Here is a 25,093-nt window from a genome sequence, read left to right on the forward strand (position 1 = left end):
AGCGGCACTGCGCGCGGGCGCCGCCGTCCACCCCGCCTGCTCGGCCAGTCCAGGCACCACCACGGAGCTGATCGGCTGATGCACCGGAAACTCGTCAAGACCATCCTGATCGCGGGTGCCGCCCTCGCCACTCTCGCCGCGCTCGCCGCCTGCGACAGCGAGGGCGGAGGCCGGGCCGCAGAGGTTCCCCGCACCAAGGCGGCCGTGCCCGCCCCGCCCGAGAAGAAGCGCGTCCAGGGGCTGCCCGGGATGCCTCCCGTCCTCGACCCGCGGGACGTGTACGCCGCCGACCGGCCGAACATGCTCTCCCCGGTGGTCAGGGACTTCCCGTCCCGGGTCTACGTCCCCAACACCGAGTCCGACACCGTCTCCGTCATCGACCCCGGGACGTACCAGATCATCGACACCATCCCCGTCGGCCGCCAGCCCCAGCACGTCGTACCCTCCTGGGACCTGAAGACCCTGTGGGTCAACAACAACCGCGGCCACACTCTCACCCCCATCGACCCGAGCACCGGCAAGGCGGGCAAGCCGGTCGAGGTCCACGACCCCTACAACCTCTACTTCACGCCCAACGGCAGATACGCCGTCGTCATGGCCTCCCTCGACCGCGAGCTGGTCTTCCGCGACCCCCATACCATGGAGCGGAAGAAGACCGTCCCGGTCACCTGCTACGGCGTCAACCACGCCGACTTCTCCCTCGACGGCCGCTACTTCATCGTCTCCTGCGAGTTCAGCGGCGAGCTGCTGAAGGTCGACACCGAGAAGATGGAGGTCGTCGGTCAGCAGCGGCTGCCACTGGAGGGCGCCATGCCGCAGGATGTGAAGGTCTCTCCCGACGGCAAGACGTTCTACGTCGCCGACATGGTGGCCGACGGCATGTGGATCGTGGACGGCGACACGTTCGGCACCCCCGGCTTCCTGCCCACCGGCAAGGGCGCCCACGGTCTGTACGTCAGCCGCGACTCGCGCGAGATGTACATCTCCAACCGCGGCGAAGGCACCGTCTCGGTCTTCGACTTCACCCAGCACAAGCTCACCAGGAAGTGGCACCTGCCCGACGGCGGCAGCCCCGACATGGGCGGCGTCTCCGCCGACGGCAACGTCCTGTGGCTCTCCGGCCGCTACGACGCCGAGGTGTACGCCATCGACACCCGCACCGGCGCCCAGCTCGCCCGCATCAAGGTCGGCGGCGGCCCGCACGGCCTCGCCGTCTACCCGCAGCCGGGCCGCTACTCGCTCGGCCACACCGGCATCTTCCGCTGAGCACTGCCTCGCTTCCCACCGGCGCACGGCCCGCCGCAGCCTCTCCCCTGCGCTCCTTGAGTCTCCACCCACTGGAAGGTCCAGACTCACCCACATGACCGACGACGGCACCGGACTTTTCACCATCGGAGAGCTGGCCCGGGCCACCGGACTGACCGTGCGGACCATCCGCTACTGGTCCGACGCGGGCGTCCTGACCCCGGTGACCCGCTCATCGGGCGGCTACCGCCTGTACGACGCCGCCTGTGCCGCCCGCCTGGAACTGATCCGCACCCTGCGGGAACTGGGCCTCGGCCTGGACGACGTGCGCAGGGTGCTGGCCGGGGAGCGGACGGTCGCGGAGGTCGCGGCGGCGCACGTCGCGGCGCTGGACGCGCAGATCCGGTCGCTGAAGGTGACCCGCGCGGTGCTGTCGACCGTGGCGCGACGCGGCTCGACCGCAGAGGAGATGACGCTCATGAACAAGCTGGCGCGGCTGTCGGCCGCCGAGCGCACGAGGATCGTCGAGGAGTTCCTGGCGGAGATCTTCGACGGCCTCGACGCGGCCGACCCCGACATCCGCACCCGGCTGCGGTTCCACGCCGCAGAGCTTCCGGACGACCCCACCCCCGAGCAGGTCGACGCCTGGGTGGAGCTCGCCGAGCTGATCCAGGACCCGGAGTTCCGGGCGCTGATGCGCAGCATGGTCGAGTTCAACGCGGCCGACCGCGGGCCGGAGGTCCCGGCGGGCACCTCCCTGTGGTTCATGAGCCGCCTGGTGCAGCTCGCGGGGGAGGCCCTGCGCGAGGGCGTCGCCCCCGAGGCCCCCGAGGCCGACCGGATCCTGCGCGGCCTCCTCGGCGACGCCGGCCGGGCCGCCGTACTGGAGCGGCTGACGGCCGCAGCGAACGAGCGGGTCGCCCGGTACCGGCAGTTGTCGGCCGTCCTGAACGGGCTCGGACCCCAGGCGTCGTACGAGGCGGAGTTCGGCTGGGTGGTCGCCGCGCTGCGCGCTCACCCGGACCGTTAATCTGACCTGCGTCAGCAAGACGGCAAAGCACGAGATGAGGGGCGGATCGGTGGCGGACATCGAGGAAGCGCGCACACACTTCGAGAGGATCGACACGGACGGTGACGGATTCATCACCGCTGCCGAGTTCAAGACGGCCCTGGCCCAGGGCGGCGACTGGAACGTCACCGAGTCGGTGGCCGAGGCGATCATCAACTCCCGTGACCTCAACGGCGACAAGGTCCTGTCGTTCGACGAGTTCTGGTCGCACCTGAACAAGTGACACCGGCGCCAGGGGCGCCCGCCCCGCGTGGACGGGCGCCCCTTTCGTCATGTCCGGCGCCGGATCCGTACGCTCCAGCGGCCGTCGTGACGCTCCAGCACCAGCGGCAGGTCGAAGCACTTGCCGACCTGGTCGCCGGTGAGCACCTCGGCCACCGGCCCCTGCGCGAGCGGGCGGCCGTCGCGCAGCAGCAGGGCGTGGGTGGTGCCGGAGGGGAGTTCCTCCAGGTGGTGGGTGACCAGGACCGTCGCCAGGTGCGGATGGTTCCGGCGCAGCTCGTCCAGCGAGCCGATCAGCTGCTCGCGGCCCGGCAGGTCCAGGCCGGTGGCGGGTTCGTCCAGGAGCAGCAGCCGGGGTTCCGGCATCAGGGCCCGGGCGATCAGGGTCCGGCCGCGCTGGCCCTGGGAGAGGGTGGGCCAGCGTGCCCCGCGCAGTTCGGCGAGCCCCAGTGTCCGGATGAGCCGTTCGGCCCGCTCCTCCTGGTCGGGCGTCGGGCGCCGGCGGGGGACGGGCTCCACGGAATTGGTCAGCCCCGTCAGGACCACGTCCCGTACCCGCAGCGGTGAGGCCGGCGCGTGGCGCGGGTCGACGTGGCCGACAAGGGCCCGCAGCTCCCGCAGGTCGACACGGCCCAGGCGGTGGCCGAGGACCTCCACCGTGCCCCGCGTGGGGTGCACCAGGGCGCCGAGCAGGCCGAGCAGGGTCGACTTGCCCGCGCCGTTGGCGCCGAGGAGCGCCCAGTGCTCGCCGGCCCGGACGGTGAGGGACACCTCCTGGAGGATCGGCCGGCCGTCGCGGACGACGTGGACGTCCTCGGCGCGCAGTACCTGAGTCACCGCATCGCCCGGTTCAGCGCGGACAGCACCGCCCGGACCGACGCCGCCAGAGCGGACGCGTCCTGGCCGGCACCCCAGCAGGTCGTGCCGCCGACGCGGCACTCGGCGTAGGCGAAGGTCTCGCCGCCGGCGGTGTGCTCGCTGAAGTCCAGGACGTCGACCGGGTGGCCGGCGGCGGTCAGGGCGTCGAGGAAGGCGGAGAGCGGGCCGGGGCCGGTGCCCTCGTAGTCACCGGTGCGGTCGGCGGTGCGCAGGGTGCAGACGAACCGGTGGGCGCCGGAGCTCTCGGGGTGCACGGACCAGGCGTCCAGCGCCACCTCCCCGTCGTCGATCACATACGCCGCCCGGAACATCTCGTACAGCTCCTTCGGCGTCATCTCCCGCCCGCTGACGTCCGTCGCCTCCTGTACGACCCGGGAGAAGTCCGGCCGCATACGCTCCGGCAGGTCGACGCCGTGGTGGGCGCGCAGCAGGTACGCCACCCCGCCCTTGCCCGACTGCGAGTTGACGCGGATCACCGCCTCGTACGAACGGCCCACGTCGGCCGGGTCGATCGGCAGGTACGGCACCGACCACGGCGCCTGCTCCTCAGGCACCCCCAACTCGGCCGCCCGGCGGGCGTGGTGGGCCAGGCCCTTGCTGATGGCGTCCTGGTGGGTGCCGGAGAAGGCGGTGTGGACCAGGTCGCCGGCGTAGGGGTGACGGGGATGCACCGGCAGCCGGTTGCAGTGCTCGACCGTCTCCTTCACCGCGTCGAGGTCGCCGAGGTCGAGCATGGGGTCGACGCCCTGCGCGTACAGGTTGAGGGCCAGGGTCACCAGGTCGACGTTGCCGGTGCGTTCGCCGTTGCCGAAGAGGCAGCCCTCGACGCGCTGGGCACCGGCCAGCACGGCGAGTTCGGCGCAGGCGACGCCGGTGCCGCGGTCGTTGTGCGGGTGGACGGAGAGGATCACCGACTCGCGCCGGGCCAGGTGCCGGTGCACGTACTCGATCTGGTCGGCGTAGACGTTCGGGGTGGCGACCTCGACCGTCGCCGGGAGGTTGTGCGTGACCGGCCGGTCGGGGCTCGCGTCCCACAGCTCGGTGAGGCCGTCGCACAGTTCGAGGACGAAGTCGGGCTCGGTCAGGTTGAAGGTCTCCGGGGAGAACTGGAAACGGACGTACGCGCCCTGGTCTGCGCGGCGCGCCATGTGCTCGGCCGCCTCCCGCACCGTCCGCCACACCTCGCCCCGGTCCCGGCCGAGGACGACGTCCCGCCACACCGGCGAGGTCGCGATGTACAGATGGACGACGGCCCTCGGCAGCCCCTCGATCGCGTCGAAGGTGCGGTCGATCAGTTCCCGCCGGGCCGGGGTGAAGACGACCGGTATGACGTCGTCCGGCACGGCGTCATCGGCCACCAGGTGCCGTACGAAGTCGAAGTCGGTGCGGCTCGCGGAGGGGTAGCCGACCTCGATCTCCTTGAAGCCCGTCGCGACCAGCAGGTCGAAGAAGCGGCGCTTGCGGGGCGTGTCCATCGGCTCGGCGAGGGCCTGGTTGCCGTCGCGCAGGTCGACGGGGACCCAGAGGGGAGCGCGCTCGATCCGGGCGGACGGCCAGCTCCGGTCCTCGGCGGGGACCCGCACGCGGTCGTCGAAGGGGCGGTAACGGTAGTACGGCATCGGGCCCGGACGCTGGGGGTTCCAGACCGGGGCAGGGGAGAGGGACATCGTCTGCTGGTGCCTTCGGCTCGGTCGGACGGTGACCGGCAGCACGGCGTCCCGCGGCGGGGTGCCGGTCGCGTCAGGCCCCGCCGCGGCAGCCGAGAAGAAGGAGACCGCGGAGCGTCATGCCCGGTACACTATCCACTGCTCAGGTCCTCAGACAAGTGGAAACCGCGTGGCGTCCGCGCGGGATCCGCTCACTCCTCAGACAAGTTGGTGAACCGCGCATGCCGCTAGGTGCCGTCCGCCCCAGCCCCCTGGTCGAACAGGCCACCGCACGCCTGCGCGAGCAGATCACCGGCGGCCACTGGCCGGTCGGCACCCGGCTCCCCGGCGAGACCACCCTGGCCAAGGAGCTCGGCGTGGGCCGCTCCACCGTCCGCGAGGCGCTGCGCGCGCTGGCCGGCGCGGGGCTCGTGCAGCCACGCCAGGGCGCCGGCGTCTTCGTCATCGCCACCGAGCCCGTCGAGGACTGGCCCACCCGGCTGCGCCGCGCCGCGGTGACCGACGTCTACGAGGTCCGCATGGCGGTCGAGGTCCACGCCGCCCGCCTGGCCGCGCACCGCCGCACCCCCGAGGACGTCACGGCCATCGAGACCGCGCTGGAGGGCCGTCGCGCCGCCTCCACCTCGGACGACGTGACGTTCGTCGACGCCGACATCGCCTTCCACGCGGCCGTCGTCGCCGCCGCCCACAACCCGGTGCTGGCCGACCTCTTCACCGAGTTCACCCCCGTCCTGCGCGAGGGCCTGGTGGACCTGCTGACCCTGACCGGCCTGCGCACGCACGACCCGAACACCGCCGACGAGGCCCACGAGTCGCTGGTCCGGGCTGTCGCGGACGGTGACGCGGAGGCCGCCGCGGAGATCCTGCGCAAGGAGCTGGAGGACCCGTTCGCCGGGTAGGGCCCTTGGGAGGATGCCTCAGGCTCCCCCGGCCCACTCCCGCAGCTCCGCCTCGCTGGAGAAGTCGGCCACGTTCTTGTCCAGCGGGTCGTCGGTGTACTGGTGGAAGCGCCACTTGGCCTTGATGCGGGGCTTGCCCGCGGTGACGTAGTCGGCGATCCAGAGCCCGTCGCCGGCGTACGACGTGGTGTCGACGTTCAGCCAGAAGTTGCGGTTGCAGTACAGAAGGACCCGGTTGTCCGGCCGCAGCTCCTTCACCTTCCGGATGAAGCGGTCCTTCTCGGCGTTGCTCGCGTGCGTGCCGTCCCCGGTCGTCTCCCAGTCGACGGCGAGGATGTCGCCGGCCCCCTCGGGAACCTTGCCGACGAAGTACTCGGCCTGGTCCGTGAGGTTGCCGGGCCAGAGGAAGTGGTAGAAGCCGACGGCCAGATCGGCGTCGCGGGCCACCTTCGTCTGGGCGGTGAGTCTGGGGTTGACGTACGAGCGGCCCTCCGTCGCCTTGATGAAGACGAAGGAGAGGCCGTCGGTGTCGTACGAGGAGGACTGGTAGGCGCTCACATCGATGCCGTGCAGCATGGGGGGCTCCCTGAAGTGGCCGTGGGGGAAGGGGAGTCGGCGTACTTTTCACCATTGCACAAGGGTCAGTCCTCGGCTTGCGTCTCGCTCTCCTTCGTCAGTTCCTGTCGCGGGACGCCGGCGATGGCCTGCTGGTCCTGGCGCAGCTCGCGCAGCCGTGCCAGGAGGTCCTGTACGGCGGTCATGGGCAGGGCCTGGACGTAGGCCGAGATGTCACCGCCCCCGATGTAGTCGGGCACGTCGAAGTTGGCGAACTCCCGGACGATGCGGATCATCGCGACGTTCTCCGGTCCCAGCAGACGCACCTCCTTCTCCAGTTCGAGGGCGACCCGCCGGTACTCCGACTGCGCCTCCAGCTCGTCGATGAGGTCTCTCAGCTGGGCCTGCTCCACACCCACCCTGAGGTTGTCGAGGTCGTTCTCGGCGTCGAACCTCTTCTTGAGGGCCTCGGGCAGGGAGGGGTCGGTGGGCGTGAACCGGCCGAGGCTGGTGTTGAGCGTCCGCACGCCGAGCTTCTCCAGCGCGTGGGTGACCTTGTCGGTGAGGTCCTTGCGGACGTCCTCGTACCTGCCCAGGAAGTCGAGGACGGAACTCGTCGTGGCGATCTCGCTGAAGTACCCGGAGACCGTCTCCCCGAGCACGTTGCGCACGAACCGCTGTACGGGCGCCGGGTCGTCCACCAGCCCGCCCAGCCCCGACGTGGGCACGCCGCCGAACTCGCTGACCAGCCTCGGCGCGACATCGCGCGGGATCTGCAGGTTCTGCGACAGCGCCACCTCAAGATCGAAGCCCTGGACGTTCACGACGATCTTCCCGAGGGCCACGTCGTAGTTGTCGGACTCGGACTCCTGCTTGTCGGCCCACTTGAGGAAGAGCATCCGCGTCGGGATGGGCAGGACCCTCACGAACCACGGGTTCAGCGCATACGTCGTGCCCTCGCCCAGCGTCTCCTCCTGGACGCCCCGCCACCCGCCGCCCGCCAGGAACACCCAGGGCAGACGGAAGCTGCGGTGTCCCTCCACCCGCGGGCCCACCGTGCCGTCGGCGTCCTGGCGCGGCTCGGCGCCGTCCAGCGTGACGACCACGCCGGTGTAGCCCTCCTCCAGGGAGATCTCCTGGAGGTGGGCCTCGGTCAGCCCGTCACGGGAGGCCGAGACGTTGTCGGTCGTGATGACCTGGAACAGCTCGGGGTTGATGTCGTAGTACGCCCCGCCGCCGAGCACGGCCAGCTGCCGCCCCTGCTCCCCGCCGCCGTCCAGGAACGCCTGCCCGTCCTGGAAGCTGTCGCACTCCACATGGCGCCCGAACCGCTGGTCGGCAGGCCGCACGGCCCCGGCCTTCGCCTGGACCAGGCCGACCGTGCCCGGCGGCACATAGGTGCGGGGCACCATCTCGACGTCGAACAGCCGGGTGTTGATGTAGTACGCCTGACCGCCGGTGAGCGTCGCCACCTGGACGCCCTGTTCACCACCGCCGAGCAGGAAGGCCTGCCCGTCCTGGAAGCCGTCGCAGTCGACGTGCCGGCCCAGGGTGCGGCCGTCGGTGCGGGTGCGGCCCTCCTTGGCCGTCACCAGGCCGATCATGCCCGCCGGCACGTGCACCCTGGGCACGAAGTCCACCGAGTACATCAGCGGTGTGAGCCAGTGGAAGCCGCCGGGCAGCAGGGTGCGGGCCAGTACGCCGCGTGCGGTGGCCGGGTTGACCTGCTTGAACGCGGGATTGGGGTGGGCGGGGCCCAGGCGGCGGGTGACGATGCCGACATGGTCGGCGGGCACCGCGACCCGCCCGGCCCAGCCGACCCAGCCGGCGGCGCCCAGCAGGGCCGCCAGCACCGCCAACAGGGGGATCATCATGAGCGGGCCTCCCACTCTCGCAGCCGCGCGTGCAGCGCCAGCACGGTCGAACTCCAACGGTCGTACCAGTCCGGATGGTTCTCGTGCTCCGGGTCACGCAGCGTGGGGAAGAACCCGGCCCGTCTGCCGGGCCCGGCGCGCCGTACGAAATCGCGGTACAGCCGGGGCACGGGAGCCTCGGCCGTCTCCCGCCAGCCCAGAGCGGCGCCCACCTCGGCGAAGCGCGGGCCCCGCCGACCCCCGGAGGGCACCAGCGCGAGCTGCCGGCGCAGGCCCTGGCGGCCCGAGGAGTGTGCGGTCCACAGCGCGTCGACGCCGGACAGCAGGTCCAGGCCGACAGCGGCGGCGTGCCGTTCGCTCAGCCAGCCCTCGGTGAGCCGGCCGGCCGCCTCCAGGACGAGCCGGGTGGTCAGCAGGTCGGCGTGCTCGTACTCGTCATCGGCGAGGTGGTCGCGGAGCCGTTCGAGTGCGGCCGGGGCGGGCAGGCGCACCACCGGGGCCGACGGGACGCGGCGCGCCTCGGGGAGCCGGACGGGGCGGCCCTGCCGCAGGTCCGCGTGCATCCGGCGCAGCAGGTCGAGCTCGGTCTCGTCGAGCAGCTGTCCGTCGCGGGCGTCCAGGTGCCAGGTGGCGGCGAGGTGGTAGTTCACCGCCCCGTCCAGCAGGACGGGGAGGAAGGTGCGGCCGTGCACCTGGCCCTCCAGGATCATGCGGGTGATGTCCTCGGACTCCTGGGACTGAGGGCTCATCACAACCACGACGGCCAGGGCGTGGCGGAGCTGCTGCCGGATGGTCCAGAACTGGGCGTCGCCGGGCCGCAGATCACCGGTCGACCACACCGGCAGCCCGGCCGCGCGCAGCTGCCCGGCCAGCGACCGGCCGTACACCGCGTCGGCGGGGGCATGGCACACGACGAAGGCGGGCTCCTCCGGCGCGGTGACCGGCCGTGGCGGGGAGGGGTGGGCGGCGGCGAGGTTGTCCGGTGAAGGCGTGCCGCCTTCCGGGGCCGGCCGTCCGGCGATCACGGCCGCCAGCTCGGCGACCTTGCCCGCGAACTCCGGACACTCCGGACCGCTCGCGTCGCTGAAGTCCCGCCACACCCGATGGGCGGCGAACGGCGGCACGGGCACGTGCCCGAGCAGCACGGGGATGAACCTCAGTCCGCGCGCGGCCGACGCGGTGGCCAGGGCCGCGTACTCGTCCATGGCCCGCGCATCACGCAGGGAGGCGGGGCTGATCACGGCGATGCCATGGCGGGAGGCGGCCAGTTCGGCCTCCGACCTGAGCAGTGTCACCTGGCCGGGCTCGACGCTCCACTCGACGAGGAACGGCGACAGCCCGTGCCCCTTGAGCTGTTCGGCCAAGGTTGTGGCCCAGGCGGCGTCGTCGGCCGCGTAGGAAAGGAACACGTCGTTCAACCGGCTGGTACCTCCTGGGCGTGCGAGGGGGGACCAAGGTAAGGGCGGAAGACCTCATTCCGCCGCGTTTCCCGCAATCACCATCACTTCGTGCGACAAGCTGCCCGTTGGGATCTTCCGGGCGTCGATTTCATGCCCCGGGCAGTGTTCAGGCGCCGGTACCGCCCCGCAGGCGGGTGGCGATCTCCGCCAGCCGGGCGACCTCGGCCGCGTAGCGCGGACCGCCGGGTTCGGTCAGGTCGACCGGCTGACGGATGGCGGCGAACCCCGGGAGCGTGACGTCCTCCGTCCGCGCCGGCACGAACCGGAGGCCGCGCTCGTAGACACCCGTCAGCAGGGCGGCGTACTCGTCCTGGATCCTGGCGTCGGCCATCGTCCCCGGGCCGAACAGCAGCACGCCCAGGGCGGCGCCCGCCAGCGCCCGTTCCGCCTCCAGCAGCGGCCGAAGCCCCGGCTCGACCCATCGCACCAGGAACACCGACGCCCCGGCCTCCTCCAGGTCACGCGCCAGCCGCTCCGCCACGTCGGCCTCGGCGGCCGCGTACGAGACGAACACGTCGTGCGATTCCCGCGGCTCCGGCGGCCGCGGGGCCTCACCGCGCGGGCGGCGGATCCTGCCGCGCACCGCCACATGGGCGAGATACGCGGACGCCACCCCGGCGATGGTGCCGACGGCCGTGAGCACCAGGGTGACGGGGTCCTCCATGAGGGGGAGTGTAGGGACACCGTCCCCACACCGGGGAGGAGTTGACGCCCGTCACCCGAGGGCGGTCAGCACTCGATGATGTTGACGGCCAGTCCGCCCCGGGCCGTCTCCTTGTACTTGACCGACATGTCGGCGCCGGTGTCCTTCATCGTCTTGATGACCTTGTCGAGGGACACCTTGTGCGAGCCGTCGCCCCGCATGGCCATCCGTGCGGCGGTGACCGCCTTCACCGCGGCCATGCCGTTGCGTTCGATGCAGGGGATCTGGACGAGGCCGCCGACCGGGTCGCAGGTCAGGCCGAGGTTGTGCTCCATGCCGATCTCGGCGGCGTTCTCGACCTGCTCGGGTGTGCCGCCGAGCACCTCGGCGAGCGCGCCCGCCGCCATCGAGCAGGCGGAGCCGACCTCGCCCTGGCAGCCGACCTCGGCTCCGGAGATGGACGCGTTCTCCTTGAAGAGCATGCCGATCGCGCCGGCGGCGAGCAGGAAGCGGACCACCCCGTCCTCGTCCGCGCCCGGCACGAAGTTCATGTAGTAGTGCAGGACCGCGGGGATGATCCCGGCGGCGCCGTTGGTCGGGGCGGTGACCACCCGGCCGCCGGCCGCGTTCTCCTCGTTCACCGCCATCGCGTAGAGCGTGATCCACTCCATCGCGCGGGCCGCCGGATCGCCCTCCGCGCGCAGCTGACGGGCCGTGACGGCGGCACGGCGGCGGACCTTCAGACCGCCCGGCAGGATGCCCTCGCGGGACATGCCGCGCGCCACGCACGCCTCCATCACCCGCCAGATCTCCAGCAGACCCTCGCGGATCTCCTCCTCGGTGCGCCAGGCCCGCTCGTTCTCCAGCATCAGGGAGGAGATGGACAGGCCCGTCTCCTTGGCCAGGCGCAGCAGCTCGTCGCCCGTGCGGAAGGGGTACTTCAGGACCGTGTCGTCGAGTTTTATGCGGTCCGCGCCCACCGCGTCCTCATCGACGACGAACCCGCCGCCGACCGAGTAGTACGTCTTGGTCAGCAGTTCGGCACCCGAGGCGTCGTACGCCCACAGGGCCATGCCGTTGGCGTGGTAGGGCAGGGCCTTACGGCGGTGCAGTTTCAGGTCCGCGTCGAAATCGAACGCGATGTCGTGCTCGCCGAGGAGCCGCAGACGGCCGTCGGCCCTGATCGCCTCCACCCGTTCGTCCGCCGTCTCCACGTCGACCGTGCGCGGAGAGTCGCCCTCCAGGCCGAGCAGCACCGCCTTGGGCGTGCCGTGACCGTGGCCGGTCGCGCCGAGGGAGCCGTACAGCTCGGCCCGTACCGACGTCACCGAGTCCAGCAGCCCTTCGTTGCGCAGCCGCCGGGCGAACATGCGCGCCGCGCGCATCGGGCCGACCGTGTGGGAGCTGGACGGGCCGATGCCGATCGAGAACAGGTCGAAGACCGAGATGGCCACGGTGACTCCTCAATACGGGGGGTGGTGGGGCACCCGGTCCGGGTGCCCCACCGGGGACTTACTTGTTCAGAGCGGGGTACAGCGGGTGCTTGTCGGCCAGGGCCGTGACCCGGGCCTTGAGCGCCTCCCTGTCGTAGGACGGCTTCAGCGCCTGAGCGATCACGTCCGCGACCTCGGTGAAGTCCTCGGCCGTGAAGCCGCGGGTGGCGAGGGCGGGCGTGCCGATGCGCAGGCCCGAGGTCACCATCGGCGGACGCGGGTCGTTCGGCACGGCGTTGCGGTTGACCGTGATGCCGACCTCGTGGAGGCGGTCCTCGGCCTGCCGGCCGTCCAGCTCGGACTCGCGCAGGTCGACCAGGATCAGATGCACGTCCGTGCCGCCGGACAGGACGTCCACCCCGGCCGCACGGGCGTCCGGCGCGGTCAGCCGCTCGGCCAGGATCCGCGCGCCCTCGACCGTACGGCGCTGACGCTCCTTGAACTCCTCCGAGGCGGCGACCTTGAAGGAGACCGCCTTGGCCGCGATGACGTGCTCCAGGGGGCCGCCCTGGAAGCCCGGGAAGACGGAGGAGTTCAGCTTCTTCGCGAAGTCCTTCCTGGCCAGGATGATGCCGCCGCGCGGCCCGCCCAGGGTCTTGTGCGTCGTGGAGGTGACCACGTCCGCGTACGGAACCGGGTTCGGGTGCAGGCCGGCCGCGACCAGCCCCGCGAAGTGCGCCATGTCGACCCACAGGAAGGCCCCGGCCTCGTCGGCGATCCGGCGGAACTCCGCGAAGTCCAGCTGCCGCGGGTACGCCGACCAGCCGGCGATGATCACCTTCGGCCGGTGCTCCTTGGCCAGGCGCTCGACCTCGGCCATGTCGACCAGACCGGTCTCCGGGTCCACGTGGTAGGCGACCACGTCGAACTGCTTGCCGGAGAAGTTCAGCCGCATCCCGTGGGTCAGGTGGCCGCCGTGGGCCAGGTCCAGGCCGAGGACGGTGTCGCCGGGCTGCGCCAGCGCGAAGAGCGCGGCCTGGTTGGCGGAGGCGCCCGAGTGCGGCTGCACGTTGGCGTACTCGGCGCCGAACAGCTCCTTGACCCGGTCGATCGCGATGCTCTCGACGACGTCGACGTGCTCACAGCCGCCGTAGTAGCGGCGGCCCGGGTAGCCCTCGGCGTACTTGTTGGTGAGGACCGAGCCCTGCGCCTCCATGACCGCGAGCGGCGCGAAGTTCTCCGAGGCGATCATCTCCAGCGTGGACTGCTGGCGCCGCACCTCGGCGTCGACGGCGGCGGCGACCTCGGGGTCGAGCTCGTGCAGGGGCGAGTTCAGAACAGTCATCTGCGGGCGTGCTCCTCAGCCGGCGATGTGGGAGTCGTACTCGTCGGCGGAGAGCAGGTCGGCCGGCTCCTCCGCGACGCGCACCTTGAACAGCCAGCCACCCTCGAAGGGGGCGGAGTTCACCAGCGAGGGGTCGTTCACCACGTCCTCGTTGACCTCCGTGATCTCACCGCTGACCGGGGAGTACAGGTCGCTGACCGACTTGGTCGACTCCAGCTCGCCGCAGGTCTCGCCCGCGGTCACGGTGTCCCCGACCTCCGGGAGCTGGACGAACACCACATCGCCGAGCGCGTTGGCCGCGTGCTCCGTGATGCCGACCGTCGCGACGCCGTCCTCGGCGGCCGACAGCCACTCGTGCTCCTTGCTGTAGCGCAGCTGCTGGGGGTTGCTCATGGCCTGAATTCTCCTGTACGCGGGGGAGTGCTGGTGAATGGGGGACTGCAGGGACAGCGGGTGAACAGCGCGAACGCGCTCACCCGCAGGCGCCCGGTGTCACTTCTGGCGCTGGTAGAACGGCAGTGCCACGACCTCGTACGGCTCGTGGGTGCCCCGGATGTCCACGGCGACGCCGGGCGTGCCGGGCGCGCGGTGCGCGGCGTCGACGTACGCCATGGCGATCGGCTTGCCGAGCGTGGGGGAGGGCGCACCGGAGGTGACCTCGCCGATCACCTCACCGCCGGCGACCACGGCGTATCCGGCGCGGGGGATGCGGCGGCCCTCGGCGACCAGGCCGACGAGGACGCGCGGGGGGTTCTCCGCGGCACGGGCGGCGGCCTGCTCCAGTGCCGCGCGGCCGACGAAGTCGCCCTCCTTCTCGAACTTCACGACCCGCCCGAGCCCCGCGTCGAACGGGGTCAGCGAGGTCGTGAGCTCGTGCCCGTACAGCGGCATGCCCGCCTCCAGGCGCAGCGTGTCCCGGCAGGACAGGCCACAGGGGACCAGGCCGGCGCCCTCGCCCGCCTTGGTCAGCGCCTGCCACAGCTCGACGGCGTGCTCCGGCTTCACGAACAGCTCGAAGCCGTCCTCGCCGGTGTAGCCCGTACGGGCGATGAGGGCGGGGACGCCGGCGACGGTGCCGGGCAGACCCGCGTAGTACTTCAGGCCGTCCAGGTCGGCGTCGGTGAGGGAGGCGAGGATGCCGGGGGACTCCGGACCCTGCACGGCGATGAGGGCGTAGGCGTCCCGGTCGTCGCGCACCCCGGCGTCGAAGCCGGCGGCCCGCTCGGTCAGCGCGTCCAGCACCACCTGGGCGTTGGAGGCGTTGGCGACCACCAGGTACTCGGTTTCGGCGAGCCGGTAGACGATCAGGTCGTCCAGGATGCCGCCGTCCTCCCGGCAGATCATGGTGTAGCGGGCACGGCCGGCCTTGACGCCCCCGATGTTGCCGACCAGGGCGTAGTCCAGCAGGGCGGCCGCCTGCGGGCCGGTGACGGTGATCTCGCCCATGTGGGAGAGGTCGAAGAGCCCGGCCCTCGTGCGCACGGCGTTGTGCTCGTCGCGCTCGGAGCCGTAGCGCAGGGGCATGTCCCAGCCGGCGAAGTCGGTCATCGTCGCGCCGAGCGCGCGATGCACGGCATCGAGGGCGGTACGGCGGAGTGGGGATTCAGTACTGCTCATCGGACGGTCGTCTCCCGGTGCATGACAGGCGAGGAAAGGTCCTCCCCATCTGTCATCGGAACCTGAGAGGTTCGCCATGACCACAGGTGGTCCTGGCTTGCACCTTGGGTGGAGCCACCGGAACGGCGGCCCGCTTTTCAGATGTGCCTCGCCCGCGCGGTAACGGGGCCTGAGAGATTCAAGGGAGGGACTTGCTCCTTCGGCGCCCCGGCGAAGCACTGCCAGGGACTCTCCCGCGCGGATTCAAACGGCCGGTATGCAGTTGGCGCGGACATCATCGCACGCCCCGGCAGTACGCGGCAGGCCGCATCTGTAACCGGCTTGTGGCACAACGTGCATGAAACCGCGAGACACCGGGCATTACCTTCTCTTTACACTCGGCGGGGATGGGACTCCATACCTGACCCCAGGGGAGGACGATCTAGGTGAACAGGACCACGGCGTACGCCACGACCTCGGGCCTCGCGCTGCCCAAGCAGCCCGCCGCCCCGGCCCGGGATGTGTGCGGCCCGCTGGCGGCGCCCGTCGTCCGCGATCTGCGAGACCGGGCCGGCCGCAGCCCGCACGCCCTGCTCTTCGGGCCCCGCGACCTCGTCGTGGTCACCGGCCTGCCCGGCAGCGGCAAGTCGACGCTGATGCGGCGCACGGTGCGGGGCACCCGCGTCGACTCCCAGGACACCCGCGACCGCTGGGACCGCCGCATGCCGCGCTTCCTGCCGTACGCGGTCTACCGCCCCCTCGTCCGCCTCGCCCACTACGCCGGGCTGCGCCGCGCGGTCCGCACCGGCGAGGGCGTCGTCGTGCACGACTGCGGTACACAGGCCTGGGTGCGCGCCTGGCTGGCCCGCGAGGCCCGCCGCCGGGGCGGCTCCCTGCACCTGCTGCTGCTCGACGTCACCGCCGAGGAGGCCCTCACCGGCCAGCGCGACCGAGGCCGCGGCGTGTCCCGGTACGCCTTCCTGCGTCACCGCTCGGCGACCGCCCGCCTCCTGCGCGCCACGGAGAAGGGCGACCTGCCCACCGGCTGCGCCTCGGCGATCCTCCTCGACCGGGCAGCGGCGAACGCGCTGCGCAGGATCGGGTTCACGGGCTGAAAAGAGTCATGACCCGAGGCGTTAGCCTTTCAGCCACAGCAGTGGTTCCAGGCAGGCGGTAGGCAGAGATGGACTTCCCGGCGGACTTCTCCGCGGACTTCCCGGCGCAGGTGCACCCCCATTCGCACGGAGGATGGCCCGGCAACGAGCTGGAGGAGGTGCTGTCGGCCTCCCTCGGCGTCGGACCGGCGGCCGGCGGCCGGATCGTCGAGGTGCTCGGCCGCAGCTTCGTGTGGGTGCCGCTGCCGAGCGGGGGCGGCCCGCACAGCGGCCCCCTCGACCTGCCCACGCTGGAGATCGAGGGCCAGGCGTACGTGCCGGTCTTCAGCTCGGAGGAGCAGCTCCGTCAGGTCGCGGGCTCCCACATGCCGTACACCATCGCCCCCGCCGTGGAGTTCGCCCGCGGCCTGCCCCCTCAGGTCGGCATCGCCGTGAACCCGGAGGGCGTGGTCGGCATCCCGCTGCCGCCGCCCGCCGTCGCCGAGCTGTGCCGGGCCGGCCGCACCCCCCTCGACGGTCCCGCGAGCGGCGGCCGGGTCCGTCTCTTCGAACCCGACTGGCAGGACGACCCGGTCGACTTCCTGGCCGCCGCCTCGGCCGAGTTCGCCGACACCGGTGTCGTCCTCACCGCCCGCCGCTGCCTCGCCGCCATCGAGACCGCCGACCCGGTCATGTTCATCGGCGTGGAACTCTCCCAGTGGGAGGGCGACCTGAGGGAACGCCCGCTGGACGCGCTGGGCCGCGCGCTGGGCAAGGTCCCGGTGGCATGGCCGGTCAACCTGGTCCTCATGGACGTGGCGCAGGATCCGGTGGGGGAGTGGATGCGCGAGCGGGTCCGCCCCTTCTATCAGTGGGGCCAGTAGAAGTACCTGGGGGACACCCCCGAGCTCGTGGGCCGCTGCTGTCGCCGGCCCACTTAAGCTGGTTTCATATCCGGGGCAACTTTTCGAAGGGGCGGTACAGGTGAGCGCCAGCGGCATCGCGACCGGACAGGTCGAGCACATGCTGCGCCAGGTCACGCCCGGGCGTTACGACGCCTACGAGGCACTCCTGCGCGCGCTCGCGACCCCGTCGTCCGGCCAGGTCTGGATGCTGCTGTGGCACGGTCAGGCCGGCTCGCCGGACGCCCAGTACGGCACCATGGAGGTCGACGGCTACGGCTACGCCCCCTGCGTGACCTCCGCCCAGGAGCTGTCGGCCAGCGGCTGGAACCGCTCGTACGAGGTGGTCGACGGAATCGACGTCGCCCGCGCCCTCTACCCCGACCACCACGGCCTCTGGCTCAACCCGCACGCCCCGGGCGGCGGTGTCGGCATCCCCTGGCTCGACCTGCGCCGCATCGCCACCGGCCTGGACCGCCAGCCCGCCGGCCCTCTGCGGCTGTCCGAACCGTCGATCGAGATCCCGCAGTTCTACGCCCTGCTCGCGCAGAACGCCCACCGCACCCCGGCCGTCCGCTCGCTGCGCCGCGCCTGGGTGCAGCCCGCGCTGGGGGCGCCGTACCTCGCCATCGGTCTCGATGTGTACGACACCGGCCCCCAGGCCGTCGACTCGGTGCGCGCGATGATGCAGCAGTCCATCGGCGCGGTCCCGGACGGGCTCCCGGTGTCGACCGTGGCGATGTCCGACGAGCACGACCCGGTCGCCATGTGGCTGCGCGCCCACGCCCGTCCCTTCTACGACCGTGAGGCGCACGCGGCCCCCGCGCAGGCCCCGGCGGCCGGGTACGGCTACCCGCCGGCGCAGGGCAGGTACTGACCGCCAGTCGGACGGCGCCGTCTGCCGCGGTAGATCTTCGCGCGTAGAGAGAGTCGGAACGTCTACTTCCATCCTTTTTATGTAAAATTGCCTGCGTCCGGCCCGCGTTACCTGCTGTCCGGATAACGGAACCCCCCAGACAGCATCACGTTTACGCATCCTTTCACCGCCAAGTCTGGCAACAGATCGCCAAAGCGTTGAAGACTCCCGCACCAGGGGTGGTTCACCCCTGCGTACGACGGACTGATCATGCCGCCACCGCGGCAAGTGCGGGCCGGCTACCGCCGGTTGAGAGGGGTCCCTGCCAGATGACGGCACCATTGCACGAGCCGACCGCCGAAGCGGCCCCGAGCGCGGCCGAGGAAGCGGCGGCGGCGAGCGGCGCGGCGAAGGCCGTACAGGGCCGCTCCCTTGGGCGGATCGCCTGGGAGCGCCTGAAGCGGGACAAGCTCGCCCTCACGGGCGGCATCGTGGTGCTCGTCCTGATCCTGGTCGCCGTGCTCGCGCCTGTGATCACGCACCTGGTCGGGCAGGACCCGGACACCTACCACGAGGACCTGATCGACCCTCTGTTCGGCACCCCCAAGGGGTCGCTGGGCGGCATCAGCGGTGACCACCTGCTGGGCGTCGAGCCGGTGAACGGCCGTGACATCTTCGCCCGCATCGTCTACGGCGCCCAGATCTCACTCCTCGTCGGCTTCCTGTCCGCGGTGGTCGCCGTCGTCATCGGCACTGTCCTGGGCATCCTGGCCGGCTTCTTCGGTGGCTGGGTCGACTCGGTCATCAGCCGTGTGATGGACGGTCTGCTGGCCTTCCCGCAGCTGCTGTTCACCATCGCACTGGTCTCCGTCATGCCGAACCAGCTGCTCGGTCTGACCGGCACGGGTGTGCGCGTGTTCGTGATGATCCTGGTCATCGGCTTCTTCGGCTGGCCCTACATCGGACGCGTGGTGCGCGGACAGACACTCTCGATGCGTGAGCGCGAGTACGTCGAGGCGGCCCGATCGCTGGGTGCCGGGCGGCTCTACATCCTCTTCAAGGAACTGCTGCCCAACCTGGTCGCGCCGATCATCGTGTACACGACGATGATGATCCCCACCAACATCCTCACCGAGGCGGCGCTCAGCTTCCTGGGCGTGGGCGTCAAGCCGCCCACGGCCTCCTGGGGGCAGATGCTCTCGAACGCGATCGACTACTACGAGTCGGACCCCATGTACATGGTGGTTCCGGGTCTGGCGATCTTCATCACCGTTCTTGCCTTCAACCTCTTCGGTGACGGCGTGCGCGACGCGCTGGACCCGAAGGGCTCCCGCTGACCTGCCGTACTCACCTGAACCCGTGGCACCCGGCACGGGGGCTCTCATCTAATCCGGAGGATCCGAGATCGTGACTACCCAACGCACCTCAGGGCGGCGCAAGCAGGCCATGGCCGCTGCCGGCGTGGTCGCCGCGCTGCTGGCCACGGCGGCGTGCGGCGGCGGCGGCGACGACAACGAGGGCTCGAAGACCGGCGCGCCCGGCTTCGACGCCGCGAACAACAAGGTCGCCCAGGCCTCGTTGGCCAAGAAGGGCGGCACGCTGAAGTTCGCCGGTGCCCAGGACGCCGACTCGTGGGACACCACGCGTGGCTACTACGGCTTCATGTGGAACTTCGCGCGCTACTACAGCCGCCAGCTCGTCACGAACAAGACGGAGCCGGGCAAGACCGGCGCCGAGCTGACGCCGGACCTCGCCACCGGGCTCGCCAAGGTCTCCGACGACGGCAAGACCTACACGTACACCCTGCGTGACGGCATCACGTGGGAGGACGGCAAGCCGATCACCTCCAAGGACGTCAAGTACGGCATCGAGCGTGTCTGGGCGCAGGACGTGCTCTCCGGCGGACCGACGTACCTCAAGGAGGTGCTCGACCCCAAGGGTGAGTACAAGGGCCCGTACAAGGACTCCTCCAAGGACAAGCTGGGTCTGAAGGCGATCGAGACGCCGGACGACAAGACCATCGTCTTCAAGCTGCCGAAGGCCAACTCGGACTTCGAGGAGATGCTGGCCCTGATCTCGGCCTCCCCGGTCCGCCAGGACAAGGACACCAAGTCCAAGTACGGCCTGAAGCCCTTCTCCTCCGGCCCGTACAAGTTCCAGTCGTACCAGCCGGGCAAGTCCCTGACCCTGGTCCGCAACACCGCGTGGAAGCCGGCCTCGGACCCGATCCGCAAGGCGTACCCGGACAAGATCACGGTCAACCTCTTCTCCAACGCCAACGACATGGACGCCCGTCTGATCGCGGGCGACTACGACCTGGACCTCAACCAGACCGGCATGTCGCCGCAGGGCCGCACCACCGCCCTGAAGCAGCACAAGGCCAACCTGGACAACCCGGTCTCCGGCTACATCCGCTACGCGGTCTTCCCGCAGAGCGTGAAGCCGTTCGACAACATCGAGTGCCGCAAGGCCGTGATCCTCGGCGCCGACCACGTGTCGCTGCAGACCGCGCGCGGCGGCCCCATCGCCGGTGGTGACATCGGCACCAACATGCTGCCGCCGTCCGTCCCGGGTGCCGAGGGCCAGAAGTACGACCCGTACGAGCTCAACGGCGCCAACAAGAGCGGCAACGTCGCCAAGGCCAAGGAAGCGCTGAAGGCCTGCGGCCAGCCGAACGGCTTCAAGACCACCATCGCCGTCCGCAACAACAAGCCGGCCGAGGTGGCCACCGCCCAGTCCCTGCAGGCCTCGCTGAAGAAGATCGGCATCACCGTCGACATCGACCAGTACGACGGCGCGCAGAACAACTCCATCATCGGCAGCCCCTCGAACGTGAAGAAGAAGGGCTACGGCATCATCATCATGGGCTGGGGCCCCGACTTCCCGACCGTCCAGGGCTACGGTCTGCCGCTGTGGGACAGCAAGTACATCCTGGAGAGCGGCAACAACAACTACGCCCTCATCAAGGACAAGACGATCGACGGCCTGTTCGACCAGTACACCACCACGCTGGACGACGCCGGCAAGGCCAAGATCGCCACGGAGATCAACCACAAGGTCATGGAGGGCGCGTACTACCTGCCCTTCGTCTTCGAGAAGTTCATCAACTGGCGCTCCAGCCGGCTGGCGAACGTCTACACCACGGACGCGTACAGCGGTATGTACGACTTCGTCAACCTCGGCCTGAAGTCCTCGAAGTAAACCCGGCACACCCGCCGTACGGCACGAAAGGCAGGTGAAGGCCGGCGCGGCGTGAGCGCGGGCCACCGGAAAACCTCCGGTGGCCCGCGGTCCGCGGCGGGCCGTAGCTGTGCTCGCTTACCTCATCAGGCGGCTGTTCGCCGCCGCAGTGATGCTCGTCGTCATCATCCTGGTGGTCTTCAGCATCTTCTTCCTCGTCCCCAAGTGGGCGGGGGTCGACATCGCCGCGTCCTTCGTCGGCAAGCAGGCAGACCCCGCGGCCGTCGAGGGCGTGCGGCAGAAGCTGAGCCTCGATGAGCCGATCTACACGCAGGTCTGGGAGTTCTTCAAGGGCCTCTTCGCGGGCCGCACCTACGTGGGCGGCGGTGACGTCACCCAGTGCTCGGCGCCGTGCTTCGGCTACTCCTTCCGCAGCGAGCAGGCCATCTGGCCGGTGCTGACCGACCGGTTCCCGGTGACCCTGAGCCTCGCGCTCGGCGCCGCCGTGCTGTGGCTGCTCTTCGGTGTCGCCGCCGGTGTGCTCTCCGCGCTGAAGCGGGGCACCCTGTGGGACCGCGGTGCGATGGTCGTCGCCCTCGCCGGTGTCTCCCTGCCCATCTACTTCACCGGTCTGCTCAGTCTCGCGATCTTCTCCTACGGACTGGGCTGGCTGGACGCGCAGTACGTGCCGCTGGACGAGAGCTTCACCGGCTGGCTCGGCGGCATGATCCTGCCGTGGATCACCCTCGCGTTCCTGTACGCGGCGATGTACGCCCGGATCACCCGCGCCACCATGCTGGAGATCCTCGGTGAGGACTACATCCGCACCGCCCGCGCCAAGGGCCTGCGCGAGCAGACCGTCATCGGCAAGCACGCCATGCGCTCGACGATGACGCCCATCCTGACCATGCTCGGCATGGACCTCGGCGCCCTCATCGGCGGTGCGATTCTCACCGAGTCCACGTTCAACCTGCCCGGTCTCGGCAGGGAGGTGCTCAACGCCATCAAGAACCTGGACCTGCCCGTCATCCTCGGTGTCACCCTGATCACCTCGATCGCCGTGCTCATCGCCAACCTCGTGGTGGACTTCCTGTACGCCGTGATCGACCCCCGAGTGAGGCTCGCATGACCGAACTCAGCAAGAGCGGAGCGGCCGTGGGCGAGCCCACGTCCGCCTCGCCCGCCCCGACCGCGTTCCTGGAAGTGCGCGACCTGAAGGTGCACTTCCCGACCGACGACGGCCTGGTCAAGTCCGTCGACGGGCTCAGCTTCCAGCTGGAGAAGGGCAAGACCCTCGGCATCGTGGGCGAGTCGGGCTCCGGCAAGTCGGTGACCTCGCTCGGCATCATGGGCCTGCACACCGCCGGCCAGTACGGCAGGCGCAAGGCGCAGATCTCCGGTGAGATCTGGCTGGACGGCACCGAGCTGCTGTCCGCCGACCCCGACAAGGTGCGCAAGCTACGCGGCCGTCAGATGGCGATGATCTTCCAGGACCCGCTGTCCGCGCTGCACCCGTACTACACGATCGGCCAGCAGATCGTGGAGGCGTACCGCATACACAACAACGTCGACAAGAAGACCGCCCGGCGCCGGGCGGTCGAGATGCTCGACCGGGTGGGCATCCCGCAGCCGGACAAGCGCGTCGACAACTACCCGCACGAGTTCTCCGGCGGTATGCGCCAGCGCGCGATGATCGCGATGTCGCTGGTCAACAACCCCGAACTGCTCATCGCGGACGAGCCGACCACCGCCCTCGACGTCACCGTCCAGGCGCAGATCCTCGACCTGATCCGCGATCTGCAGAAGGAGTTCGGCTCCGCGGTCATCATCATCACCCACGACCTGGGCGTCGTCGCCGAACTCGCCGACGACCTCCTGGTGATGTACGGCGGCCGCTGCGTCGAGCGGGGTCCGGCCGACAAGGTGTTCTACGAGCCCCGCCACCCCTACACCTGGGGCCTGCTCGGCTCGATGCCGCGTCTCGACCGCGAGCAGCAGGAGCGCCTCATCCCGGTCAAGGGCTCCCCGCCCTCCCTCATCAACGTCCCGTCCGGTTGCGCCTTCAACCCGCGCTGCCCGTACGCCGACGTGCCCAAGGACAACGTCACCCGCACGGTCCGTCCCGAGCTGGCCGAGGTCGGCAGCCGGCACTGGGCCGCCTGCCATATGACGCAGGAGCAGCGGGAGCGTATCTGGACCGAAGAGATTGCGCCGAAGCTGTGAGCGAGAACTCCAAGGACACGGCTGTGACCACTCCCGCCGAGAGCACCGGCGCGACTCTCACCAAGGACACCGCCGACGGCGAGATCCTGCTGAAGGTGACCGGGCTCCAGAAGCACTTCCCGATCAAGAAGGGCCTGCTCCAGCGGCAGGTCGGCGCGGTGCGCGCGGTCGACGGCATCGACTTCGAGGTCAGGGCCGGCGAGACCCTGGGCGTGGTGGGCGAGTCCGGCTGCGGCAAGTCGACGATGGGCCGGCTGATCACCCGGCTGCTCGAACCGAGCGCCGGCAAGGTCGAGTTCGAGGGCAAGGACATCACGCACCTCGGGGTGAGCGGGATGCGCCCGCTGCGCCGCGACGTGCAGATGATCTTTCAGGACCCGTACTCGTCGCTGAACCCGCGCCACACCATCGGCACCATCGTCGGCGCCCCCTTCCGGCTCCAGGGCGTCACGCCCGAGGGCGGCATCAAGAAGGAGGTCCAGCGGCTGCTGTCGGTGGTCGGTCTCAACCCCGAGCACTACAACCGCTACCCGCACGAGTTCTCCGGCGGTCAGCGCCAGCGCATCGGCATCGCCCGCGCGCTCGCGCTGAACCCGAAGCTGGTCGTGGCCGACGAGCCGGTCTCCGCGCTCGATGTGTCGATCCAGGCCCAGGTCGTCAACCTGCTCGACGACCTCCAGCAGGAGCTGGGCCTGACCTACGTGATCATCGCGCACGACCTGTCGGTCGTCCGGCACGTCTCGGACCGGATCGCGGTGATGTACCTCGGCAAGATCGTGGAGCTGGCCGACCGCGACCTGCTCTACCGGACGCCGATGCACCCGTACACCAAGGCGCTGATGTCGGCCGTGCCGATACCGGACCCGAAGCGCCGTACGGCCAAGAGCGAGCGCATCCTGCTCAAGGGTGACGTGCCCTCGCCGATCTCCCCGCCGAGCGGCTGCCGCTTCCACACCCGGTGCTGGAAGGCGACGGAGATCTGCAGGACGACCGAGCCGCCGCTGAAGGAGCTCCGGCCCGGTCAGCGGGTGGCGTGCCACCACCCGGAGAACTTCGAGGACCAGGCCCCGCAGGACACGGTGCTGCTGACCGCCGCGAAGGAGGCGGCGGAGCTGGTGGCGGACGAGGTCCTGGCGGAGTCGGCGGAGACGTCGGCGGCCGTGGCCAACGAGGTGTCCAAGGAGAAGTAGCCCAGACTGAGCCCTCGCCTTGCTTTGCAAGGCGGGGGTTTTTCTGTGCGTAAGAATGGAAGGGTGCTCCAGGAACTTTTCAGCCCCTCCGTCCAGCATGCGCTCGAACTGATCGGCATCTTCGTCTTCGCGATCTCCGGTGCCCTGCTGGCCGTCCGCAAGAACTTCGACGTCTTCGGCATCGCCGTCCTCGCCGAGGTCACCGCGCTCGGCGGAGGGCTCTTCCGTGACCTGGTCATCGGGGCCGTGCCGCCCGCGGCCTTCACGGACCTGGGGTACTTCGTCACCCCGCTGCTCGCCGCGCTCCTGGTCTTCTTCCTCCACCCGCAGGTGGAGCGCATCCAGGCCGGCGTGAACGTCTTCGACGCGGCCGGGCTCGGCCTGTTCTGCGTCGCCGGGACGACCAAGGCGTACGAGTACGGACTCGGCCTGACCGCCTCCGCCTGCCTCGGCCTCGCGACCGCGGTGGGCGGCGGCGTGCTGCGGGACGTGCTCGCCAACGAGGTGCCCTCGCTGCTGCGCTGGGACCGCGACCTGTACGCGGTCCCGGCGATCGTCGGCGCCACGATGGTCGCCCTGTGCATCCGCTACGACGCCCTCACCCCACTCACCAGCACCCTCGCGGCGGTCACGGCCTTCGTGCTGCGGTTGCTCGCGATGCGGTTCCACTGGCGGGCGCCGCGTGCGTGGAATCGGCGGTCCACGGTGCGGGAGGAATAGTGCGCGTGGTTCTGCCGGTGCCGGGGTGGGGTGGGTGCGGT

At 70.5% G+C, this 25,093-nt stretch carries 23 protein-coding genes and 1 riboswitch; of the genes, 13 read left to right on the forward strand and 10 right to left on the reverse strand.

The window, feature by feature from the left end; translation table 11 throughout:
- Positions 1-78 precede the first annotated feature (78 nt).
- The 3 genes from NW895_RS31730 (at position 79) to NW895_RS31740 (ending at position 2,537) form a co-directional block, all read left to right on the forward strand.
- Positions 79-1,266, forward strand: coding sequence for a YncE family protein (locus NW895_RS31730; protein WP_289939955.1), 1,188 nt, complete (start codon positions 79-81; stop codon positions 1,264-1,266).
- A 94-nt stretch (positions 1,267-1,360) separates the two neighbouring features.
- Positions 1,361-2,275, forward strand: coding sequence for a MerR family transcriptional regulator (locus NW895_RS31735; protein ID WP_289939956.1), 915 nt, complete (start codon positions 1,361-1,363; stop codon positions 2,273-2,275).
- 49 nt (positions 2,276-2,324) lie between these two features.
- On the forward strand, positions 2,325-2,537 hold the full coding sequence (locus tag NW895_RS31740; protein WP_289939957.1) for an EF-hand domain-containing protein: 213 nt from the start codon (positions 2,325-2,327) through the stop codon (positions 2,535-2,537).
- A gap of 47 nt (positions 2,538-2,584) precedes the next feature.
- On the opposite strand, the gene NW895_RS31745 is transcribed toward NW895_RS31740, so the two are convergent.
- Positions 2,585-3,373 carry an ATP-binding cassette domain-containing protein gene (locus NW895_RS31745; RefSeq protein WP_289939958.1) on the reverse strand — a complete coding sequence of 263 codons (789 nt, stop codon included), beginning with the start codon at positions 3,371-3,373 and terminating at the stop codon, positions 2,585-2,587.
- On the reverse strand, positions 3,370-5,082 hold the full coding sequence (locus NW895_RS31750; RefSeq protein WP_289939959.1) for a 2-isopropylmalate synthase: 1,713 nt from the start codon (positions 5,080-5,082) through the stop codon (positions 3,370-3,372). Before NW895_RS31750 ends, NW895_RS31745 begins: the two co-directional genes overlap by 4 nt.
- A gap of 221 nt (positions 5,083-5,303) precedes the next feature.
- Between NW895_RS31750 and NW895_RS31755 the strand changes: the two genes are divergently transcribed.
- Positions 5,304-5,981 carry an FCD domain-containing protein gene (locus NW895_RS31755; RefSeq protein ID WP_289939960.1) on the forward strand — a complete coding sequence of 226 codons (678 nt, stop codon included), beginning with the start codon at positions 5,304-5,306 and terminating at the stop codon, positions 5,979-5,981.
- Between the two features lie 18 nt (positions 5,982-5,999).
- Here NW895_RS31755 and NW895_RS31760 read toward each other — a convergent pair whose 3' ends face one another.
- From NW895_RS31760 to gcvT, 8 genes are all read right to left on the reverse strand, one after another.
- A complete protein-coding gene (locus NW895_RS31760) occupies positions 6,000-6,557 on the reverse strand; it encodes a glycoside hydrolase family 25 protein (RefSeq protein ID WP_289939962.1) in 558 nt (185 codons plus the stop codon).
- A 65-nt stretch (positions 6,558-6,622) separates the two neighbouring features.
- Positions 6,623-8,410 carry an SPFH domain-containing protein gene (locus NW895_RS31765; protein ID WP_289939964.1) on the reverse strand — a complete coding sequence of 596 codons (1,788 nt, stop codon included), beginning with the start codon at positions 8,408-8,410 and terminating at the stop codon, positions 6,623-6,625.
- Positions 8,407-9,819 carry a TIR domain-containing protein gene (locus tag NW895_RS31770; protein ID WP_289940340.1) on the reverse strand — a complete coding sequence of 471 codons (1,413 nt, stop codon included), beginning with the start codon at positions 9,817-9,819 and terminating at the stop codon, positions 8,407-8,409. The genes NW895_RS31765 and NW895_RS31770 overlap by 4 nt, the downstream gene beginning before the upstream one ends.
- A 157-nt stretch (positions 9,820-9,976) precedes the next feature.
- A complete protein-coding gene (locus NW895_RS31775; RefSeq protein WP_289939965.1) occupies positions 9,977-10,534 on the reverse strand; it encodes a toll/interleukin-1 receptor domain-containing protein in 558 nt (185 codons plus the stop codon).
- Positions 10,535-10,599: 65 nt separating this feature from the next.
- Positions 10,600-11,967 (reverse strand): L-serine ammonia-lyase, encoded by a 1,368-nt coding sequence (locus NW895_RS31780; RefSeq protein ID WP_289939966.1) that lies wholly within the window; start codon positions 11,965-11,967, stop codon positions 10,600-10,602.
- A gap of 58 nt (positions 11,968-12,025) precedes the next feature.
- Positions 12,026-13,291: a serine hydroxymethyltransferase gene (gene glyA, locus NW895_RS31785; protein ID WP_289939967.1), complete on the reverse strand. Its 1,266-nt coding sequence runs from the start codon at positions 13,289-13,291 to the stop codon at positions 12,026-12,028.
- Between the two features lie 15 nt (positions 13,292-13,306).
- Positions 13,307-13,684, reverse strand: a complete 378-nt coding sequence (gene gcvH, locus NW895_RS31790) for a glycine cleavage system protein GcvH (protein ID WP_289939969.1) — start codon at positions 13,682-13,684, stop codon at positions 13,307-13,309.
- 99 nt (positions 13,685-13,783) lie between these two features.
- Positions 13,784-14,908: a glycine cleavage system aminomethyltransferase GcvT gene (gene gcvT / locus NW895_RS31795; RefSeq protein WP_289939971.1), complete on the reverse strand. Its 1,125-nt coding sequence runs from the start codon at positions 14,906-14,908 to the stop codon at positions 13,784-13,786.
- Positions 14,909-15,055: 147 nt separating this feature from the next.
- Positions 15,056-15,154, reverse strand: a riboswitch (glycine riboswitch).
- A 179-nt stretch (positions 15,155-15,333) separates the two neighbouring features.
- On the opposite strand from gcvT, the gene NW895_RS31800 reads away from it, so the two are divergent.
- The 9 genes from NW895_RS31800 (at position 15,334) to NW895_RS31840 (ending at position 25,052) form a co-directional block, all read left to right on the forward strand.
- A complete protein-coding gene (locus NW895_RS31800) occupies positions 15,334-16,002 on the forward strand; it encodes an AAA family ATPase (protein ID WP_289939972.1) in 669 nt (222 codons plus the stop codon).
- A 68-nt stretch (positions 16,003-16,070) separates the two neighbouring features.
- Positions 16,071-16,865 (forward strand): enhanced serine sensitivity protein SseB, encoded by a 795-nt coding sequence (locus NW895_RS31805; protein ID WP_289939974.1) that lies wholly within the window; start codon positions 16,071-16,073, stop codon positions 16,863-16,865.
- Between the two features lie 100 nt (positions 16,866-16,965).
- Complete coding sequence (locus NW895_RS31810; RefSeq protein WP_289939975.1) at positions 16,966-17,760, forward strand: enhanced serine sensitivity protein SseB C-terminal domain-containing protein; 795 nt, start codon at positions 16,966-16,968, stop codon at positions 17,758-17,760.
- Positions 17,761-18,068: 308 nt separating this feature from the next.
- Entirely contained in the window at positions 18,069-19,076 is a 1,008-nt protein-coding gene (locus NW895_RS31815; RefSeq protein WP_289939976.1) for an ABC transporter permease, read from the forward strand.
- A 70-nt stretch (positions 19,077-19,146) separates the two neighbouring features.
- Positions 19,147-20,940 (forward strand): ABC transporter substrate-binding protein, encoded by a 1,794-nt coding sequence (locus NW895_RS31820; protein ID WP_289939977.1) that lies wholly within the window; start codon positions 19,147-19,149, stop codon positions 20,938-20,940.
- 109 nt (positions 20,941-21,049) lie between these two features.
- On the forward strand, positions 21,050-22,048 hold the full coding sequence (locus tag NW895_RS31825) for an ABC transporter permease (RefSeq protein ID WP_289939978.1): 999 nt from the start codon (positions 21,050-21,052) through the stop codon (positions 22,046-22,048).
- A complete protein-coding gene (locus NW895_RS31830) occupies positions 22,045-23,142 on the forward strand; it encodes an ABC transporter ATP-binding protein (protein ID WP_289939981.1) in 1,098 nt (365 codons plus the stop codon). The genes NW895_RS31825 and NW895_RS31830 overlap by 4 nt, the downstream gene beginning before the upstream one ends.
- Before the next feature lie 23 nt (positions 23,143-23,165).
- On the forward strand, positions 23,166-24,332 hold the full coding sequence (locus NW895_RS31835; protein WP_289939982.1) for a dipeptide ABC transporter ATP-binding protein: 1,167 nt from the start codon (positions 23,166-23,168) through the stop codon (positions 24,330-24,332).
- A 63-nt stretch (positions 24,333-24,395) separates the two neighbouring features.
- Positions 24,396-25,052 carry a trimeric intracellular cation channel family protein gene (locus tag NW895_RS31840; RefSeq protein ID WP_289939983.1) on the forward strand — a complete coding sequence of 219 codons (657 nt, stop codon included), beginning with the start codon at positions 24,396-24,398 and terminating at the stop codon, positions 25,050-25,052.
- Positions 25,053-25,093: the final 41 nt, after the last annotated feature.

This window comes from Streptomyces sp. S.PNR 29 (assembly GCF_030386795.1).
Lineage (GTDB): Bacteria > Actinomycetota > Actinomycetes > Streptomycetales > Streptomycetaceae > Streptomyces.